Source organism: Bradyrhizobium sp. 482_C4_N1_8 (genome assembly GCF_052075965.1).
GTDB classification, from domain to species: domain Bacteria; phylum Pseudomonadota; class Alphaproteobacteria; order Rhizobiales; family Xanthobacteraceae; genus Bradyrhizobium; species Bradyrhizobium barranii.
This window is the reverse complement of the sequence record NZ_CP197231.1, coordinates 5844448-5861522: the sequence shown is the minus strand read 5'-3', so window position 1 is coordinate 5861522 and position 17075 is coordinate 5844448. Positions and strand designations below refer to the sequence as shown.

At 63.6% G+C, this 17075-nt stretch carries 17 protein-coding genes; 11 read left to right on the top strand and 6 right to left on the bottom strand.

What is annotated here, in order from left to right; genetic code table 11:
• Nucleotides 1-471 precede the first annotated feature (471 nt).
• The 6 genes from AB7Z56_RS28305 to AB7Z56_RS28280 are packed head-to-tail and all read right to left on the bottom strand — an operon-like array spanning nt 472 to nt 6033.
• Nucleotides 472-1776 (bottom strand): LLM class flavin-dependent oxidoreductase, encoded by a 1305-nt coding sequence (locus AB7Z56_RS28305; protein ID WP_231144546.1) that lies wholly within the window; start codon nt 1774-1776, stop codon nt 472-474.
• Nucleotides 1777-1780: 4 nt separating this feature from the next.
• Nucleotides 1781-2539, bottom strand: a complete 759-nt coding sequence (locus tag AB7Z56_RS28300) for an ABC transporter permease (RefSeq protein WP_063984127.1) — start codon at nt 2537-2539, stop codon at nt 1781-1783.
• On the bottom strand, nt 2536-3351 hold the full coding sequence (locus AB7Z56_RS28295) for an ABC transporter permease (protein WP_441256615.1): 816 nt from the start codon (nt 3349-3351) through the stop codon (nt 2536-2538). The genes AB7Z56_RS28300 and AB7Z56_RS28295 overlap by 4 nt, the downstream gene beginning before the upstream one ends.
• Entirely contained in the window at nt 3348-4364 is a 1017-nt protein-coding gene (locus AB7Z56_RS28290; protein WP_441256614.1) for an ABC transporter substrate-binding protein, read from the bottom strand. The genes AB7Z56_RS28295 and AB7Z56_RS28290 overlap by 4 nt, the downstream gene beginning before the upstream one ends.
• A 23-nt stretch (nt 4365-4387) precedes the next feature.
• The gene (locus AB7Z56_RS28285; RefSeq protein ID WP_084795200.1) at nt 4388-5173 is read right to left on the bottom strand and encodes a class II aldolase/adducin family protein; all 786 of its coding nucleotides are present in this window, start codon (nt 5171-5173) and stop codon (nt 4388-4390) included.
• Nucleotides 5170-6033, bottom strand: coding sequence for an ABC transporter ATP-binding protein (locus tag AB7Z56_RS28280; protein WP_085404137.1), 864 nt, complete (start codon nt 6031-6033; stop codon nt 5170-5172). The genes AB7Z56_RS28285 and AB7Z56_RS28280 overlap by 4 nt, the downstream gene beginning before the upstream one ends.
• 228 nt (nt 6034-6261) lie before the next feature.
• Here AB7Z56_RS28280 and AB7Z56_RS28275 point away from each other — a divergent pair, with 228 nt between their 5' ends.
• From AB7Z56_RS28275 to AB7Z56_RS28225, 11 genes are all read left to right on the top strand, one after another.
• Entirely contained in the window at nt 6262-6975 is a 714-nt protein-coding gene (locus AB7Z56_RS28275) for a GntR family transcriptional regulator (RefSeq protein WP_063984125.1), read from the top strand.
• A 68-nt stretch (nt 6976-7043) separates the two neighbouring features.
• The gene (locus AB7Z56_RS28270) at nt 7044-7823 is read left to right on the top strand and encodes an SDR family oxidoreductase (protein WP_063984124.1); all 780 of its coding nucleotides are present in this window, start codon (nt 7044-7046) and stop codon (nt 7821-7823) included.
• 7 nt (nt 7824-7830) lie between these two features.
• Nucleotides 7831-8976, top strand: coding sequence for a pyridoxal phosphate-dependent aminotransferase (locus AB7Z56_RS28265; RefSeq protein WP_063984123.1), 1146 nt, complete (start codon nt 7831-7833; stop codon nt 8974-8976).
• Nucleotides 8977-8987: 11 nt separating this feature from the next.
• On the top strand, nt 8988-9869 hold the full coding sequence (locus tag AB7Z56_RS28260; protein ID WP_441256613.1) for an alpha/beta fold hydrolase: 882 nt from the start codon (nt 8988-8990) through the stop codon (nt 9867-9869).
• A 3-nt stretch (nt 9870-9872) separates the two neighbouring features.
• On the top strand, nt 9873-11126 hold the full coding sequence (locus tag AB7Z56_RS28255; protein WP_441256612.1) for a Zn-dependent hydrolase: 1254 nt from the start codon (nt 9873-9875) through the stop codon (nt 11124-11126).
• 8 nt (nt 11127-11134) lie between these two features.
• Nucleotides 11135-11665, top strand: coding sequence for a flavin reductase (locus AB7Z56_RS28250; RefSeq protein WP_441256611.1), 531 nt, complete (start codon nt 11135-11137; stop codon nt 11663-11665).
• A gap of 755 nt (nt 11666-12420) precedes the next feature.
• Nucleotides 12421-13605: an ABC transporter substrate-binding protein gene (locus AB7Z56_RS28245; RefSeq protein ID WP_441256610.1), complete on the top strand. Its 1185-nt coding sequence runs from the start codon at nt 12421-12423 to the stop codon at nt 13603-13605.
• 21 nt (nt 13606-13626) lie between these two features.
• Nucleotides 13627-14499, top strand: coding sequence for a branched-chain amino acid ABC transporter permease (locus AB7Z56_RS28240; RefSeq protein WP_085404133.1), 873 nt, complete (start codon nt 13627-13629; stop codon nt 14497-14499).
• 43 nt (nt 14500-14542) lie between these two features.
• The gene (locus tag AB7Z56_RS28235) at nt 14543-15529 is read left to right on the top strand and encodes a branched-chain amino acid ABC transporter permease (protein ID WP_085404208.1); all 987 of its coding nucleotides are present in this window, start codon (nt 14543-14545) and stop codon (nt 15527-15529) included.
• Complete coding sequence (locus AB7Z56_RS28230; protein ID WP_085404132.1) at nt 15526-16296, top strand: ABC transporter ATP-binding protein; 771 nt, start codon at nt 15526-15528, stop codon at nt 16294-16296. Before AB7Z56_RS28235 ends, AB7Z56_RS28230 begins: the two co-directional genes overlap by 4 nt.
• The gene (locus AB7Z56_RS28225) at nt 16289-17029 is read left to right on the top strand and encodes a branched-chain amino acid ABC transporter ATP-binding protein (RefSeq protein WP_085404131.1); all 741 of its coding nucleotides are present in this window, start codon (nt 16289-16291) and stop codon (nt 17027-17029) included. Before AB7Z56_RS28230 ends, AB7Z56_RS28225 begins: the two co-directional genes overlap by 8 nt.
• Nucleotides 17030-17075: the final 46 nt, after the last annotated feature.

Below are 17075 nucleotides of genomic sequence, written 5' to 3'. Positions count from 1 at the left end.
GAAATCTGCCGCGAGAACGCGGGTGTGTGTCTCATTCGCGCCAGGATACAGCTAGCCTGCTTCCCTGTGGTCATACGTGCGGCTACCTCCGTCGGCCGTTGCCAAGCACGTTCTCGTGGCGGATCCCCAAAAAAGCTGCCAGGCGTCGATGCAAGGCTAGCGACGGAGCGCGGACTAGCTATTTGATGAAGCTTTCTCTGATTTGCGCCGTTCGTCTGAAGCTAGCTCAAACTTGCCCATGATGGATTGGAACGAGACCCCAAGTTTTTCAATTGGTTAGAAGCCGGTGTGTGCACGACGTGTGCACCGATAGACCAAGAAAAATCCTTTGAAGGCCAGTGTGGGTCGATATCTTGTATTGATATGACTCCGCAGAAGTTGCGCGTCTGGCCCAAGAGGAAAGCGCAAGTAGGTCGCGGGAATGGATCCTACGCAACCTTGGTGCGGAAGGTCTGCGATCTGCATCGAACTCTAGGGCTCGAAGAACGCATTCCCGGGCCTCTGCAGGCCGAGGTGATCGCGCAATGTTGTGCCTTCATACTCAGCGCGGAACAGACCGCGTTCCTGCAGAAGAGGAACCACGAGCTGGACGAAATCCTCGAACCCTTCGTGGAAATAGGGCGGCATGACGTTGAAGCCGTCGGCGGCGTGTTCCTCGAACCAGAGCTGGAGCGTGTCGGCGATGCGCTCGGCGGAGCCGCACAGCACCCAATGGCCGCGGGCGGCGGCGGTGAGATTGTAGAGGTCGCGCAGCGTCATGTTCTCGCGGCGGCCCTTGGCGAGCATGACGCTGGCGAAGCTGTGATAGCTGTCGGACGGCGAGATGTCCGGGATCGGTCCGTCGAGATCGTAGGCCGACATGTCCTGGCCGAAGCGGTCGGACAGGATGGCGAGTGCGTTGCTGCCGCTGACAAAGCTCTGGAGCACGTTGAGCTTCTCGAACGCCTCCTTGTCGGTGCGCCCGACGACGGGCATCACGCCCGGCAGCACCGTGACATCCTCCGGCCTGCGGTCGAACGCCGGCAGCCGCGTCTTCAGCGAGGCATAGCCGGCCTTGGCTTCCTCGATGTCCTGCACCACCGAGAACACGATATCGGCGGTCCGCGCGGCAAGCGCCTGGCCGGCCTCGGAGCCGCCGGCTTGCAGCACGACGGGGCGGCCTTGCGGGCTGCGGCCGATGTTGAGCGGGCCCTTCACCTTGAAGAACGCGCCGTCATGGTCGATCGCGCGCAGCTTCGCCGGATCAATGTAGACGCCGCTGGTGCGGTCGGCGACAATGGCGTCGTCCGCCCAGCCGTCCCACAGGCCTTTGACCACGTCCAGGAACTCGCCGGCCATCTCGTAGCGGCGAGCGTGGTCGGGATGGGTGGTGCCGAAATTCGCCGCCGTTGCCGGATTGGCGGTCGTCACCGCGTTCCACGCCGCGCGGCCTTTCGAGATGTGATCGAGGGATGCAAAAACGCGCGCGACCGAGAATGGATCGCTGTAGGTGGTGGAGACGGTCGCGCCGAGGCCGATGTGGCTGGTCGAGGTCGCGAGTGCGGCCAGCATGGTCAGCGGCTCAAGCCGCAGCGTGTAGGAGGGATGGGCGGCCGCATCGGCATAGAGATTGTCGCCCATGAAGATCAGGTCGAACTTGCCATGCTCGGCAGTGCGGCCGATCTGCTGGATCGAGGCAAAGTCCTGGAAGCTGTCGACCGCGCCGGGATAGCGCCAGCCCGCGACATGACTGCCGGTGCCCAGGATGAACAGGCCGAGATGCATCTGTCGTTTCATGGCGTCATGTCCAGAACAGGATCTTGCGTTCGAGGAAGCCGATCAGGCCGAAGAAGGCGAGGCTCGCGGCGGACGCCACGAAGATCGCCGCCCAGACCTGGACGAAGTCGATCTGGAGCACGGCCTGGTAGATCACCCAGCCGAGCCCGCCATGCGCGCCGAGCATTTCGGTGACGATCGCAACAATCACGCTGCGCACCGTGGAGACGCGCATGCCGGCCAGCAGCAGCGGCAACGCGGTCGGCAGGCGCAGGCGCCACAGCACGCCGAAGCGACTGGCGCCAAAGCTCTTCATGAGGTCGACGGCGCGACGATCGACCCGGTCGAGCCCGGCCAGCATCGAGAGCAGGATGGTGAAGCTCACCGCCATCGCCACCATCACGATCTTCGAGCTGACGCCGATGCCGAACCAGAGCAGGATCAGCGGCGAATAGCCGACCACCGGTACCGAATTGATCGCCGTTGCGAGCGGCAGGATCGCGGTTCGCAGAGCCGGTGCCAGTGCGATGGCGACGGCGAGGCCGATCCCGATCAGGCAGCCGAGCCCGTAACCGACCAGCGCTTCGAGCAGGGTGTAGCCGGCGGCGTCGATGAGCGTTGCCCGCTTGGACCAGAGGCCCGCGAGGATGTCGCTGACGGCGGGGAGAACATAGGCCGGCAGATGCAGTCCGCGCGCGGCGCCTTCCCAGCATGCGACCAGGAGGACGGCACCCAGAATGCCGCGCTGGACGGCGAGCGAGGGTGAGGCAAGGGCGCGGCTCATTGCTCGGCGTTCCAGAACACGAGCCGGCGCTCGACCGCGGCGACCACCGCATAGAACCCGGTTCCGAGCAGGGCCGCAGCCAGCAGGGCAGCCCAGATCGCAACGACATTTTCGGTGAACATCGCCTGGAGCAGCAGCACGCCGAGCCCCGTGGTGTCGCCGAACCATTCGCCGACGATGGCGCCGACGAGACTCAGCGATGCGGCAAGGCGCAACGCCACGAAGATCTGCGGCAGTGCTGTCGGAAGCTGTAAACGAAGCAGGAGCTGGCGATTGGAGGCGCCGAAGCTGCGCATCAGGTCGACTTGCCTGGGATCGACGGTCTCGAGGCCCAGCAGCGTGTTCACCGTCACCGGAAAGAAGGTCAGGTAGAACGCGATGATCGCCTTGGCGAGCAGTGTGTTGCCGAACCACAGCACCACCAGCGCGCCGAAGGCGATGACCGGAATGGTCTGCGACACCACGAAAATCGGAAAGATCATCTCGCGCAGCGCGCGGACGCGGAAAAACGCGACACCCATGAGCACGCCGAACGCGCCGCCGGAGGCAAAGCCGATCAGCGTCTCCGCGAGCGTACGCAGGAAACCGTCGACATAGGCGCGCGGCGTCGCCGCCATCGCCGTCAGGATCGTGCTGAGGCGCGGCAGGTAATAGGGCCGGATGCCGAACAGCAGCACCGCGCCTTCCCAGATCATTGCCGCGATGGCGAGCCCGACCAGCAGCCGGATCAGCCTGCGCAGCGAATCCGGCATTGCGATCGACCGCGCAGCCGCGCGGCCATCACCAAGCGATGTGGCGGCAGGACTGCTCACGGTAGCCGGTCCGCCGCCGGGATGCTCTGGATGAAGCTTGCATCATAGGCGGCGGCGAGATCGACCGGCTTGGAGATCACGCCATATTTCAGGAAGAAGTCGTGAGCGGTCTTCACCGCATCGGCATCGATCCAGAACATGCCGTTCTTTGCCGCCGTGCCAGCGGTCATCAGGCGCTTCACTTCGGTGAGCATGAATTCCTGCTGCGCGCGATCGAGGGTAGGGGCTGCGGCCATCACGGTATCGACAGCGCCCTTGGGGTCTGCGAAGGCGTCCTTCCAGCCCATCAGCGACGCCCGCAGGAAGGCCTTGACCAGCTCCGGCTTCTCCTTGGCGGTCGCTTCGGCCACGATCAGCGTGTCGCGCGGGAAGGTGATGCCGTAGTCCTCGGCGACGAAGATCTTCAGGCTATCCTTCGGCATGCGCGACTGGATGGTGTAGTACTCGTTGTAATAGGTCGCCGTGATGACGTCGACGTTGCCGTCGACGAACGGCGTGACCGAAACCTGCTGCGGCTGGATCTTCAATTCATCCGGCTTGATGCCTTCCTTGGCCAGCATGCCGTTGAGCACATGGTTGGCGCCGGTGAACCAGGTGGTGACCGTCTTGCCCTTGAAATCCTGAATCGTCTTCACCGGCCCGTCCTTGCGGGTGACGAAGATGAAGGGGGTGATCTGGTGCGATACGCCGATGCAGACGATCGGCAGCCCCTTGTCGCGCGCCGCGAACACGCTGTCGGTGCCGCCGGACAGGCCGAACGAATCGGCGCCGGTCGCGACAAGGTTTTCGGTCAGCAGGTTGGGCCCGCCGGGATTGATGGTGAGGTCGATGCCCTCGGCCTTGTAATAGCCCTTGGCCGCCGCGACGTAAAAGCCGGCGAACTGCGCCTGCGGCAGCCATTTCAACCGCAGGCTCGCCTTCTGCAAGTCGGCTGCGGGCGCAGCCGTGACAAGCGAGCCGGTCGCCAGTGCGATGGCGGAGAGGACGGAGATGGCGTGGCGTCGGCTCAACATGGTCATACTCCAGGCGGTGAAAATCAATTGCGATAGGATGGATCGGTGCGGTCGAGCTGGCGCATCAGCGCCGGCCATTCGCGTTCGCCGGGCACGAGGATGTCGCCCTGCAATTCCCAGAACTGACGCGCGGCCTTCTGGCAGACCTCGTGCGGCGGCATTACCAGCTTGGCGCCGGCAGCAGCCGCCGCCTGCATCTGGAGCTGGATCCGCGCGGCACGCTCGAAATAATAAAGCAGCATGAAAGCCTCGCCCGGCGTCCGGCCGACGGTGAGGATGCCGTGGTTGCGCATCAGCATCACCTTGTGCGGGCCGAGATCGCGCACCAGGCGGACCTGCTCGTCGAGGTCGATGGCGACGCCTTCGTAGTCGTGGAAGGCCTGGCGGTCGTAGAAGCGCATCGCGAACTGGCTGAGCGGCAACAGGCCCTTCTCCTGTCCGGAGACCGCGACGCTCGCGTCGGAATGGGTGTGCAGCACGCAGGCCGCGTCGTGGTTCGAGGTGTGAATCGCCGCATGGATGACGAAGGCTGCGACGTTCACCGCCTGCGGCGTGTCGTCGAGCTTGTTACCCCTGGTGTCAATCTTCACCAAGCTCGACGCCGTGATCTCGTCGAACAGCAGGCCGTAGGGATTGATGAGGAACTGGTCGTCGTGGCCGGGCACGCGCAGGGAGATGTGGTTATAGATCAAATCGTCCATGCCGAGCTTGGCGACCATGCGATAGCAGGCCGCGAGCTTGATCCGGGCATCCCATTCGGCCGGTTCGATACCGCGCGGTGCGGCCTCTCTCGCTGACATCGCGGTCACGGCGTCTTCTCCTGCGCGATGGAGGATTGGAACGATTTCATGCTTTCCTCCTCGATCGCATCGAGCAGCGTGCGCTTGAGGCGCACGAATTCCTGAGAGGTGACGATCTCGGGTCGACGCGGGCGGGGAAGATCGACGACCTGTTCGAGCTTCACCGAGCCAGGACGTGCGGTCATGACCAGCACGCGGTCGCCAAGGAAGATCGCCTCGTCGACGTCGTGGGTGATGAAGAGAATGGTGCGGCGGTATTTCTGCCAGACGTCGAGCAGCCAGCGCTGCATCATCGCCCGCGTCAGCGCGTCGAGCGCGCCGAACGGCTCGTCCAGCAGCATCAGGTCGCGCTCGAACAGGAAGGTGCGCATCAAGGCGACGCGCTGGCGCATGCCGCCCGACAATTGGTTGGGATATTGCTTCTCGAAGCCGGCGAGCCCGAACTCGGGCAACATCCTCAGCGCCTTGGCGCGCGCTTGGTCGCGCGGCATGCCTTCGACCTCGAGCGCGAGGATGGCGTTGTCCACCACGTTGCGCCAGGGGAACAGCAAATCGCGCTGCGGCATAAAGGAGACGCGGCCGAGCAGGTCGGCCGAATGGCAGCTCTTGCCTTCGAAGCGCAGGATGCCGCCGGCGTCCGGTTCCTCGAGGCCAGCGACGATGTTGAAGAGGGTGCTCTTGCCGCAGCCGCTTGGGCCGACGACGGTGACGAACTCGCCGGAGGCGACGCTCGCCTCAAGTCCCGAAAGCGCCGTGACGGAGCCGAAGGTCTTGTTGACCGCACGCAGTTCAAGCAGCGGCTCAGGCTTCGGGTGGGCCTGCGGGGCTTCGGTGGCCGGTCCGGGATTGGGGAGGCGGGCAGCCTGCACCGGGATGTCCTTGTATAATGGAGGCGGCCATTCGCATACGAAAGCGGACCGCGTCGAAATCTCTTAGCAACTCGTGTGCCAGTGCGATTCCTGGGCAAATCCGGCATAAGACTTGCGAGATCGACAGGCGAATATGGCGGAGTTCCGCGCGCTTCCGAGAGAAAATCAGACGTTTCGCTGGAGGATGGGTGCCGTTTTGTATACTTATATTGATATCGGAGAAACATAATGGCGGATATTGGTGCACAGGTCGGAGGCAGACGCGCGAAAAACGGGCAGGAGTCCCTGGCGCCGAGCCCCGGCATGACGCTCGCCGAGAACCTGCGCCAGAAGCTCGAGGGCGCGATCGCGGCGGGTCATCTCGAGCCGGGCAGCCGGCTCGACGAACAGGAGATCGCCCAGCGCTTCGGCGTCTCGCGCACGCCGGTGCGGGAGGCGTTCCGCCTGATGGCCGCTAACAATCTGGTCGAGCTGCGCGGCCGGCAGGGGGCAACGGTCCGCAGCATCAAGGCGCAAGCGCTGATCGAGATGTTCCAGGTCATGGCGGAGCTGGAGGGGCTCTGCGCGCGGCTCGCCGCCCGGCGCGTCTCGCAGGCCTGGGGCACTGAAATTGGCGAGATTCACCAGCGGCTTGTGGCGGCGGGCGAAACCGGCGACATCGACGTCTTCTACGACATCAACCAGGAATTCCACGAAGCGATCTACGAGGCTTCGCGCAACACTTTCCTCGCCGACCAGACCCGCAAGCTGCGTAACCAGGTGGCCGCCTATCGCCGCCGGGTGACGCGGATGCCGAACCGGATCGCCGACACTGTCCGCGAGCACGAGGCGATCATGCAGGCGATCCTGGCCCATGATCCGGAGCGGGCGCACAGCACCATGCGCGACCACGTCAACCTGCTTGGCGACAACCTCCTGGACTTCCTGGCCGCCTTCGAATGACCCTTGATGTCGCTTGGTATGCAAATTGCTAGACCTTGTATATCTAGCTTGCATCCTGGAGACCCGGAGTGGACCTGAAGCTGACGAACAAGACCGCCCTGATCACCGGCGCGTCGAAAGGAATTGGACTTGCGGTGGCCGAGCTCTTCGCCGCGGAGGGGTGTCATTTGCATCTCGCCGCCCGCAACGGCGAAGCGATGCTCCAGGCCAAGCGCGACCTGGAAGCCCGCTTTGGCGTGAAGATCACCATCCACGCGCTCGACCTGTCGAGCACGGCTGCGATGGAGAAGCTCGCGGCCGAAGTCGGCGACATCGACATCCTCATCAACAATGCCGGCGACATCCCGGCCGGTTCGCTGGAGATCCTCGACGACGCCGCCTGGCGCCGCGGCTTCGATCTCAAGGTGTTCGGCTACATCACGCTGTCGCGTCTCTATTATCCGCGCATGAAGGGCAAGGACGGCGTCATCATCAACATCATCGGCAATTCCGGTGAGAACTGGGACGCCAGCTACATTGCAGGCTCCACCGGCAACGCGGCGCTGATGTCCTTCACCAAGGCGCTCGGCGGCCGCAGCCTCGATCACGGCGTCCGCGTCGTCGCGGTCAATCCGGGACCGGTTGCAACCGATCGCATGCTCAAGATCATGAAGCGCAAGGCGATCGACATGCTTGGTGACGAAGGCCGCTGGGAGGAACTGTTCGACAAATATCCGGGCAAGCGGCCCGCGACCTCGGAAGAAGTCGCCGATCTCGTCGCCTTCCTGTCTTCGCCGCGGTCCGGCTACATCACCGGCACGGTCGTGACGATCGACGGCGGCATTGCCGCGCGCGGCTCGGTGATCTGAGGCATCGATGTCGAAGCCTCAATCCACGGCACTGGTCCGCAACCGCTATTTCGACGAGCTCTCGGCGACGCCGGGGCTCTATTGGCTCGGCCAGAACACCAATCACATCGAGAGCCATCCCGCCGTGCGCGAGGCGATGCTACGCTCGATCGAGGCGGGCGAGTTCAATGCCTATGCCCCGCCGCTCGGCTTCGAGGCGTTGCGCGCCGCGATCGTCGCCGATCTCGGTGTGCCTGACGCAGAAGCGTTGGTGACCGAGGGGGGCGTCAACGCGCTGGCGATGATCTGCCGTGCGCGTTGCAAGCCCGGCACCACGCTGGTGACGACCGATCCGACCTGGAAGTGGCCGTGCCTGTTCGCGCGCCAGCAGGGCTCCGAGGTGATCGAGATTCCGATCTACGATCCCGCCTGCAACTACCGCCTGACGCCTGAGGCGTTGAAGGCGAATGTTGATGAGCGTACCGCGGTCATCTATCTCGTCGATCCCAACAATCCCCTCGGCATCCGCTACACCCGCGAGGAGATCGAGAGCTTTGCCGCGATCGCGCGCGATTGCGGTGCGCTGCTGGTGCATGACTGCACCTACCGCGACTTTGCCGACGGCCACACGCCGGCGCTCCATGTCGCCCCGAAAGGCTCGGTGGTCTCGACCAGCTTTTCGAAATGGCTCGGGCTCGCTGGCTTGCGCATCGGCGCTCTGGTCGCCGCGCCTGATCTGTTCGAGGAACTGGCGCAGACCTCCACGAGCGTGCTCGGTGCCAGCGTCATCGCCCAGCGTGCGGCGCAGGCGGGGCTTTCCGTCAAGGCCGAATGGATGAAGAAGGTGCGCAGCACCGACCGCGCCAACAAGGCGATGATCCAGGAGGCGGCGGCCACGATCGAAGGGCTGGCGCTGCCGATCATGCCCTCGCACGGAAACTTTCTGGTGCTGGAGACCATCGCGGCGGGCATCCGTCCCGAGGCGCTGGTCGAGTGCTATCGCCGGCAGGGCATCATGATCCGCCAGGGCACGTATCATACGCAGCGCTTCGGCGACCGCTTCGTCAAGATCAGCACCTCCGTGCCGCAAATGTGGGTCGAAAAACTCTGCACACTGCTGCCGGAGATGGTCGCGCAGGCGCGCATGCTCAACGACCTGCCGCCGCAATTCTAGGGACGATGCCGATGACGATGATCACAGCGAAGGACGGCGTGAAGCTGCATGTCGAAGAGGCGGGCGAGGGCACGCCGATCCTCTTTATCCACGAGTTCGGCGGCAATCACGCAAGCTGGGAGCCGCAGCTGCGCTATTTCAGCCGGCGCCACCGCTGCATCACCTACGCAGCGCGCGGCTATCCGCCGTCGGATGTGCCAGACAGCGTGGAGGCCTATTCGCAGGCGATTGCCGCTGACGATGCAATCGCCGTGCTCGACGCGCTCAAGATCAAGAAGGCGCACATCGTCGGCCTTTCCATGGGGGGCTTCTGCACGGTGCATTTCGGCCTGCGCGCGCCGGAGCGCGCTTTGTCGCTCACCGTGGCCGGTGCCGGTTATGGCTGCGAGAAGGAGTTCGAGGAGTATTTTCGCGGCGTCTCGCTCGAGGTCGCCGACAATTTCGAGAAGCAGGGTGCGAAGGAATTCGCGAAGATCTACGCGCTCGGTGGGAGCCGGGTGCAGTTCCAGAACAAGGATCCGCGCGGCTGGCAGGAATTCGCCGATCTCCTCGCCACCCATTCCGATCGCGGCGCTGCCAACACTATGCGCGGTGTTCAGGCGCGGCGGCCGTCATTCTACGATCTCGAAGAAGGCCTGAAGACAATGATGGTGCCGACGCTGGTCGTCGTCGGCGACGAGGACGATCACTGCCTCCAGCCCGGCATCTTCCTGAAGAAGACCATTCCGGCCTGTGGTCTCTCGGTCTTCCCCAAGACCGGCCACACGCTCAATCTGGAAGAGCCGGCGGCGTTCAACGCGCTGCTCGCCGAGTTCATCGCCCAGGTCGAGGTCGGGCGCTGGCTGCCACGCGATCCGCGCGCGCTGCCGGGCCAGATCATGCGCACGAAGTAGTCGATGACGAGCCAGCCCCTGATCAACGCTGATCGGCTCTGGACGCGGCTGATGGCGCTCGCCGAGATCGGCGCGACGCCGGCCGGCGGGGTTAATCGTCAGGCGCTGAGCGACGGCGAGATTGCCGCATGGCGTCGCGTCATCGGCTGGGCCCGCGAGGCAGATTTGACACCGTCGACCGATGCGGCGGGCAACATGTTCCTGACGCTGGCTGGCTGCGATCGCGCCGCGCCGCCGTTTCTCATTGGCAGTCATCTCGACAGCCAGCCGACCGGTGGCAAATTTGACGGTGCGGCCGGCGTGATGGCGGCGTTGGAGGCGGTCATCTCACTCGCGGAGCAAGGGGACGCGCCCGCGCGCGACATCATCGTGGTCGCCTGGATGAACGAGGAGGGCTCGCGCTTCGCCCCGGGGATGATGGGCTCGGAGGCCTTTACCGGCGAGCGCGACATGGACGCGATCCGCGCCGCGCGCGATGCCGACGGCGTCAGCGTCGGCGAGGCGCTCGATCGCTTCCACGAGGCTTTTCCTGTTATGCCGCACAGGCCGCTCGGTTTCGCCGCCAGTGCCTATCTCGAATTGCACATCGAGCAGGGACCGCTGCTGGAGGCGGCCGGCTGCACGATTGGGGTCGTCACCGGCATCCAGGGCAAGAAGACCTTTCAGGTGGTGGTCGAGGGTGCCGAGGGACACGCTGGCACACTGGCGCAGCGGGAGAGGCGAGATGCGCTCGCGGCCTTTGCGCGGATGGCGTCGGCGCTCCATGCGGAGATCGGCACAATCGATGCCGAGATCAAGTTCACCATCGGCCGCGTTGTCGTGGTTCCGAATGCGCCGTCGGTGGTGCCGTCACGCGTCAGCTTCAGCATCGATCTGCGTCACCCTGACAATGCGGTGCTCGATGCCGCGGGTGTGCGTATCGCGATTCTTTGCCAGGAGAACGCTGCACCTTGCATGGTCACGGTGACGCCGCTCGTCAATGCACCGTCAAACGCTTTCGATTCGCGCCTGCGGGCAAGCATCGCAGAGGCCGCGCGAGAGCAGGGGCATTCCGCCATGGAAATCCTCTCCGCCGCCGGTCACGACGCCCGTCATCTCGCAAAAATCTTTCCGGCTGCGATGATCTTCATCCCGTGCCGTGACGGTGCAAGCCATGTCGAGCACGAATGGGCCGAGCCCGATCATGTTGCCGCCGGCGCTTCCGTGCTGGCGCAGGTGCTGCGCGGGCTGGCGTTCGCGCCTGCCATCGAGACGTGAGGACGCCGATGCAGGACGTGGCCCCTCAGGACTACCGCGACGCGATGGCCTGTCTTGGTGCCGCCGTCAGCGTCGTCACGACCGACGGCAGCGCGGGCCGTGCCGGATTTACCGCGTCTGCGATTTGCAGCGTCACCGACGATCCGCCGACGCTGCTGGTCTGCATCAATCGCGCCTCCTCGGCCTATGCCAGCGTGATCGGCAACAAGGCGGTCTGCGTCAACGTGCTGTCGGCCCGGCACGAGCAATTGTCCCGGCTGTTCGGCGGCAAAGTGCCCGCCGAAGAACGGTTTGCCGCGGCCGCGTGGTCGACACTCGAAACCGGTGCGCCGGTGCTAGCCGACTGCGCCGCCGCGTTCGACTGCCGGATTGCCGATATCGTCAATGTCGGCACGCATGACGTGCTGCTCTGCCGCATCGTGGCCCTGCAACGATCCGGCTGCACCGACAATCTGATCTATTTTGGCCGCGCCTATCATACGGTCGGGGTGACCGATCCAGCCGAGACTGGACCCGAATTCGCTCTTGCCCGATCCTGATGGGGCCGGCGGCTATCGCCAACCGTTCCTGCAGCCTCCATGTCCTGGAGAGAGTTCGTCACCCGAGCAAGCGTATCCCTTGCGGGGATGTATTTGCCGGCCGCGTTTTGGCCATCGCCGTTTCAGAAATGACCATCGACGTGCAAAGTCGGCACACTACGCCGTAGCCATCCGTCGACTGTTTTTTGAAGCTTGCTCTAGTTGGAGGCGTTTGGCCGAAGCTTGCTGAAATTGGCCAGTAATGGATTGGAGCGAGAGTTCAAGATTTTCAGTTAGTTAGATGGCGCCGTGTGCACGACGTGTGCACCGGGAGATCAAGAAAAATCTCATCACAGCTAACGTGATCAGGCCTTTCGATGTGGGTGGCGCCGCACCGGGGCACTGGACTGTTCGTCCGCCTGTACTGTTCGACGATTTCGGTCGAGGCGCGGAGTAGCAGAAGCGCCTTTCGCTCCGGTTCCGCGCGCGAGGCGAAAGAGGCCGTTCGGAAGCGATCACAACGCGAAACGTGATTCAAGCGGCATTTCTTTGCAGTCTCTCGCGCGCGCTGGCTGCATATCGAGCGCGGCAAATCGGCAGAACTCAGGGGCGCCATAAGAATTCGCTATGGCGGCAGACCGCAGTCGTGCTTCCCCTGTCATCGAACGTAAATCTATTTTTTACCGTCGGCCGCAGCAAAAAAATTCCCAGGGCAAGACCACAAAAGTGGGGGAGTTCGCGGACGCATTATTTTGTAGCAGCAACGGAGCGGGCAAATGACGATCTACCTAAGCCGCAGAGGATTTTGTGTCGGATCCGCTCTGATCGGACTTCAGACCGTCTCCTCCGGCGCCTTCGCCCGAAGCGAGGACGGCACCGTGAAGCTCGGTCTTGTCGCTCCGATGAGCGGTCCGAACGCCCGCTACGGCGCCTTCTCGATGCGCGGCGCCCAGATGGCTGCGAAGGAAATCAACGGCGCTGGCGGCGTCGGCGGGCGCAAGATCAACATCCTGGCCGGCGACAGCCAAGGCACCCCGGTCGAGGGTGTTTCGGCAACCCGGCGCCTCATCGATCAGGACCAGGTCGACTTCATCATTGGCGACGTCTCGAGCTCGGTAACGCTCGCGATGCAGCCGGTCGCGGAGGACGCCGGTGTGCTTCTCCTCAATGCCGCCTCGTCGAATCCGAAGATCACCTACAAGGCGGGCGTCGGCGGATTCAAATGGACCTATCGTAATTATCCGACCGACGAAAACCGCGCCCTCGTCGTGCTGCAATACGCCGCCGAGAAGAAGGGATTTACCAAATACGCCGTGCTATCGGTCGACACCGACTACGGGCGTGCGGCCATTGAGTTTACCAAGAAGTACCTGCCGCGCTTCAAGAGTCAGATCTTGACGGAAGACTATTACAAGGAAGGCGAGGTCGATTTCCGCAGCGTCCTGTCCAAGATCCGCGATTCCGGCGCCCAGGCCATCATCATGTATGGCAATGCCGATTCTACACCCATCGTCGGTCGTCAAATGATCGAAACCGGGATTGCCGGCAAGATCCCCCTGATCGGCAACGCCGAGTTCAATACAGCGAGCTCCATCAAGGCGGCGCCGAAGGCGCTCGAGGGAGCAATCGAGGCCGCGGCCTGGCTTCCGGCCTATGAGTCCGAGAAGAGCAAGGCCTTCGTCGACAAGTTCACCGCCGAGTATCGCGAAGCGCCCAACAATCACGCCTATGTGCACTGGGAGACGACGCATCTTCTGGCCAAGGCAATCGAGCAGGCACAGAGCATCGACCGCGAGAAGGTTCGTGCCGCGCTCTCCAATATCCACTATGCGAGCGCGGTCGGCGAAGTCACCTTCGACGACCACAATCAGGCGCGCCTGCCGATGATCCTGCTCGAGATCGAGAACGGCAAGCCGGCCATCAAAGGAGCCTATTCGGCCGAGATCGACTATCCCAAGTAAGGCAACGGGACGGCAGACCACATGTTCTATACGATCATCGAGCAGATTGTTAACGGCATCGTATCCGGATCGGTTTATGCGATCGTTGCCGTCGGCATGACGATGATCTTCGGCGTGCTGCGCGCCATCAATTTTGCACATGGCGAATATTACATGCTCGGCACCTTCGGGGCCTGGTTCGCGATCGAGTATTTCGATCTGCCGTATCCGGTGGCGGTCGTGATCGGCGTGGTTGCCACCGCGGTGATCGCCGTGGTGGTCGGCAACTTCGTGATGCAGCGGATCGTGGGGGCGCCGGCCGAGGCCGGCGTGCTCGCGACGCTGGGCGTCGCCCTGATCCTGCAGAACACCGTCATCCTGGTCTTTGGCGGCGGCTACAAGTTCTTCTCCGGCGGCTATATCGAGCCGGTGACTCTGTTCGGCTTCACTTTGGCCGAGCAGCGCATCCTGATCATCGTCATCGGCCTGATCGTGTTCGTCGGCCTCGAGCTGATGGTCACCTATAGCCGGATGGGCAAGGCGATGCGGGCGGTCTCGCAGAACATCGAGTGCTGCGCGGTGGTCGGCATCGACGTCCGCCATATCGCGCTCTGGACCTTCATCCTCGGCGCGGCGCTGGCCGGCCTGTCAGGCGTGCTCACAGCGCCCGTGAACGTCAGCGTCTACGGCGGCATGGGGGAGCTCATCACGTTCAAGACGCTGCCGATCATTATCATGGGCGGGTTGGGTAACGTCCGCGGCACGTTCGTGGCGGCGATGATCCTCGGCATCGCGGAGAGCCTGGTCGCGACTTATGTCGGACTGCAGTTCCGCGACACCGTGGGCTTTGCGACCCTGATGCTGGTGCTGATGTGGCGTCCGCATGGGCTGTTCTCCGCGCAGGCGCGCTTCTGATCGCCATGGATGTGACATGACTGAGATCGTCCGAGAGCAGACCATGACACCAGCCGAAAGCCCGGTTGCGGCCACGGGGCGGGATCTCCGTATTCCGTTTGGCCTCGCGCTCATCGCGCTGGCCTGCGTCGCGCCGCTGTTCCTCGGGAATTATCCGCTGCATGCGATCATCATTGCGTTGATCTTCCTGCTGCCGGCCCATGGTCTCAATCTGCTGCTCGGCTACACCGGTCTTCTGTCATTGGCGCAGGCGGCGTTCTTCGGCATCGGGGCCTATACTTCGGCGCTGCTGGCAGTCCATTTCGGCACGCCGTTCTATCTGAATTTCCTCGCCGCCGGCCTCGTGACCGGCGCGGTTGCGGCGCCACTCGGAATTCCAGCCCTGAGGCTGCGTGCGACGTCGTTCGTGATGTGCACGCTCGGCTTCGTCATCATCGGGCAGGCCATCGCCAAGAACTGGATCAGCCTGACGCGCGGCGATATGGGGCTGGCGGCAATTCCCAAGCCTTACTTCGCGCTGGGGCCGGCCTCGTTCACGGTCTCCGGAACCGTCGGCTTCTATTATCTTGTCCTCGTCATCGCTGCCCTGGCGACACTGGCGATCTATCTGATCGTGCGATCGCCGGCCGGCCGCAACATGATCGCCATTCGCGAGAACGAGACGCTCGCTGAATCCGTGGGCATCCCGACCTGGCACTACAAGCTCGTCGTATTCATGATCAGCGCCGCCTTCGCCGGCCTCGGCGGCAGCCTCTATGCGCATTACCTGACGGTCGTCAGCCCGCTGACCTTCCAGATGTACTACTCGACGACGATGCTGATCATCGTGCTCGGCGGAGGTGCGGGGACAATCTCGGGCGTCATTTTCGGCAGCTTGATGTTTGTCGGCCTGACGGAAGCCCTACGCGTGGCGCCGGAATTGCGCATGATTGCCTATGGCTTCTTTTTGCTCGGGCTCGTGTTCTGGTTCCCGAGCGGATTCGCGCCATTGATCGGCCGGTTCTGGTCATTCCTCGAGAGGCGCAAATGACCGGCCTGCCAATTCTCGATATCTCTGGCCTCTGCAAATCCTACGGCGCAGTGCGCGCGGTCGATGGCGTCGACCTGCACGTCGATCGCGGTGAGATCTGCGGTCTCATCGGCCCGAACGGCTCGGGCAAGTCCACCTTCTTCGATTGCGTGACCGGGCTTGCGAGGCCGAGTGCGGGCGCGGTGAAGCTCGACGGTCAGGACATCACCGGCTGGTCGCTGAACGACATCGCGCGGGAGGGGCGCATGCTGCGCTCGTTCCAGAAGACCGTGGTGTTCTCTGCGCTCGACATCGAGGAGAACCTCGTGATCGCCGGCCAGATGTTCACCTTCCCCGGTATCTTGTCGACCTTCGGAATCGGCGCCGCGGCCCGCAATCGCGTCGCGGCGCTGCGCGAGCGAGCGCGCGAGCTGATCAAGATCGCAGGGCTCTGGGACGTGCGGTTCCAGCCCGCGGGCAAGCTCTCCGGCGGCCAGCAGAAGCTGATCCAGTTCGCCTCGATGCTGATGCCGGAACCGAAGCTCATCCTGCTCGACGAGCCGATGGCCGGCATCAATCCGAAGCTGATCGAGCGTGTGGTCGAGAGCATCCGCCTCGCCAATACCTCCTTCGGCGTCAGCTTCCTGATCATCGAGCATAACATCGACGTGGTCACGAGCCTGTGCAAGCGCGTGGTCGTGCTCGACCAGGGGCGTAAGCTCGCGGAAGGAACACCCGACGAAATCGTCCAGAACCAGGCGGTGCGGGAGGCCTATCTCGGTGGCTGAACCTTCTCTCTCAATTAAAGGCCTGCGCGCGGGTTACGGCTCGCTCGACATCCTCAATGGCGTCGATCTCGACGTGCCCCAGGGGCAGTTCGTCGCCCTGATGGGGCCGAACGGTGCCGGCAAGTCGACGCTGCTGAAGACGCTCTACGGTATGACCACCGTCAAGGGCGGCAGCATCGACTGGCAGGGCAAGGACATCACTGCCCTGAAATCTCGCGCGATCCTCGCCGAAGGCATCTCCTGGGTACCGCAGGGCCGCTGCAACTTCCCGGTCATGACGGTCGACGAGAACCTTCAGATGGCGGCCTATACGCTGCGCGACAGCAGGGTGAAGGCCGAGCGCGACTATGTCTACGATCTCTTTCCGATCCTGAAGACACGTCGCAACTCGCTGGCCGGCAACATGTCCGGCGGCGAGCAGCAGTTGCTCGAGGTTGCGATGGCGGTGCTGCAGCGGCCAAAGATCCTTCTGGTCGACGAGCCCTCTGTCGGTCTGTCGCCGACCGCGATCGGAATCGTCTTCGATGAGCTGTTGCGGATCAACGCGGCCGGCCAGACCATTTTGCTCGTCGAGCAGAACACCAAGAAAGCGATGGCGGTGGCGCAGCGCGCCGTCATCCTGCGGCTCGGCAAGGTGATCTGGGACGGCCGTCCCGCCGACATCACCCACGACGAGCTCGGCGAACTCTTCCTCACCGGCCGCATGCGCGGCGAGACCGATGTCGAACATTGACAAGGAGCGCCTGCTTGACGGGCGTGGACCATCGAAAACGCAAAGG

Excerpts from the sequence above, each read along its gene's own strand:
- AB7Z56_RS28305 (WP_231144546.1), bottom strand. The coding sequence starts at position 1,776 with ATGAAACGACAGATGCATCTCGGCCTGTTCATCCTGGGCACCGGCAGT.
- AB7Z56_RS28300 (WP_063984127.1), bottom strand. The coding sequence starts at position 2,539 with ATGAGCCGCGCCCTTGCCTCACCCTCGCTCGCCGTCCAGCGCGGCATT.
- AB7Z56_RS28290 (WP_441256614.1), bottom strand. The coding sequence starts at position 4,364 with ATGTTGAGCCGACGCCACGCCATCTCCGTCCTCTCCGCCATCGCACTG.
- AB7Z56_RS28275 (WP_063984125.1), top strand. The coding sequence starts at position 6,262 with ATGGCGGATATTGGTGCACAGGTCGGAGGCAGACGCGCGAAAAACGGG.
- AB7Z56_RS28265 (WP_063984123.1), top strand. The coding sequence starts at position 7,831 with ATGTCGAAGCCTCAATCCACGGCACTGGTCCGCAACCGCTATTTCGAC.
- AB7Z56_RS28260 (WP_441256613.1), top strand. The coding sequence starts at position 8,988 with ATGACGATGATCACAGCGAAGGACGGCGTGAAGCTGCATGTCGAAGAG.
- AB7Z56_RS28255 (WP_441256612.1), top strand. The coding sequence starts at position 9,873 with ATGACGAGCCAGCCCCTGATCAACGCTGATCGGCTCTGGACGCGGCTG.
- AB7Z56_RS28250 (WP_441256611.1), top strand. The coding sequence starts at position 11,135 with ATGCAGGACGTGGCCCCTCAGGACTACCGCGACGCGATGGCCTGTCTT.
- AB7Z56_RS28245 (WP_441256610.1), top strand. The coding sequence starts at position 12,421 with ATGACGATCTACCTAAGCCGCAGAGGATTTTGTGTCGGATCCGCTCTG.
- AB7Z56_RS28240 (WP_085404133.1), top strand. The coding sequence starts at position 13,627 with ATGTTCTATACGATCATCGAGCAGATTGTTAACGGCATCGTATCCGGA.
- AB7Z56_RS28235 (WP_085404208.1), top strand. The coding sequence starts at position 14,543 with ATGACACCAGCCGAAAGCCCGGTTGCGGCCACGGGGCGGGATCTCCGT.
- AB7Z56_RS28230 (WP_085404132.1), top strand. The coding sequence starts at position 15,526 with ATGACCGGCCTGCCAATTCTCGATATCTCTGGCCTCTGCAAATCCTAC.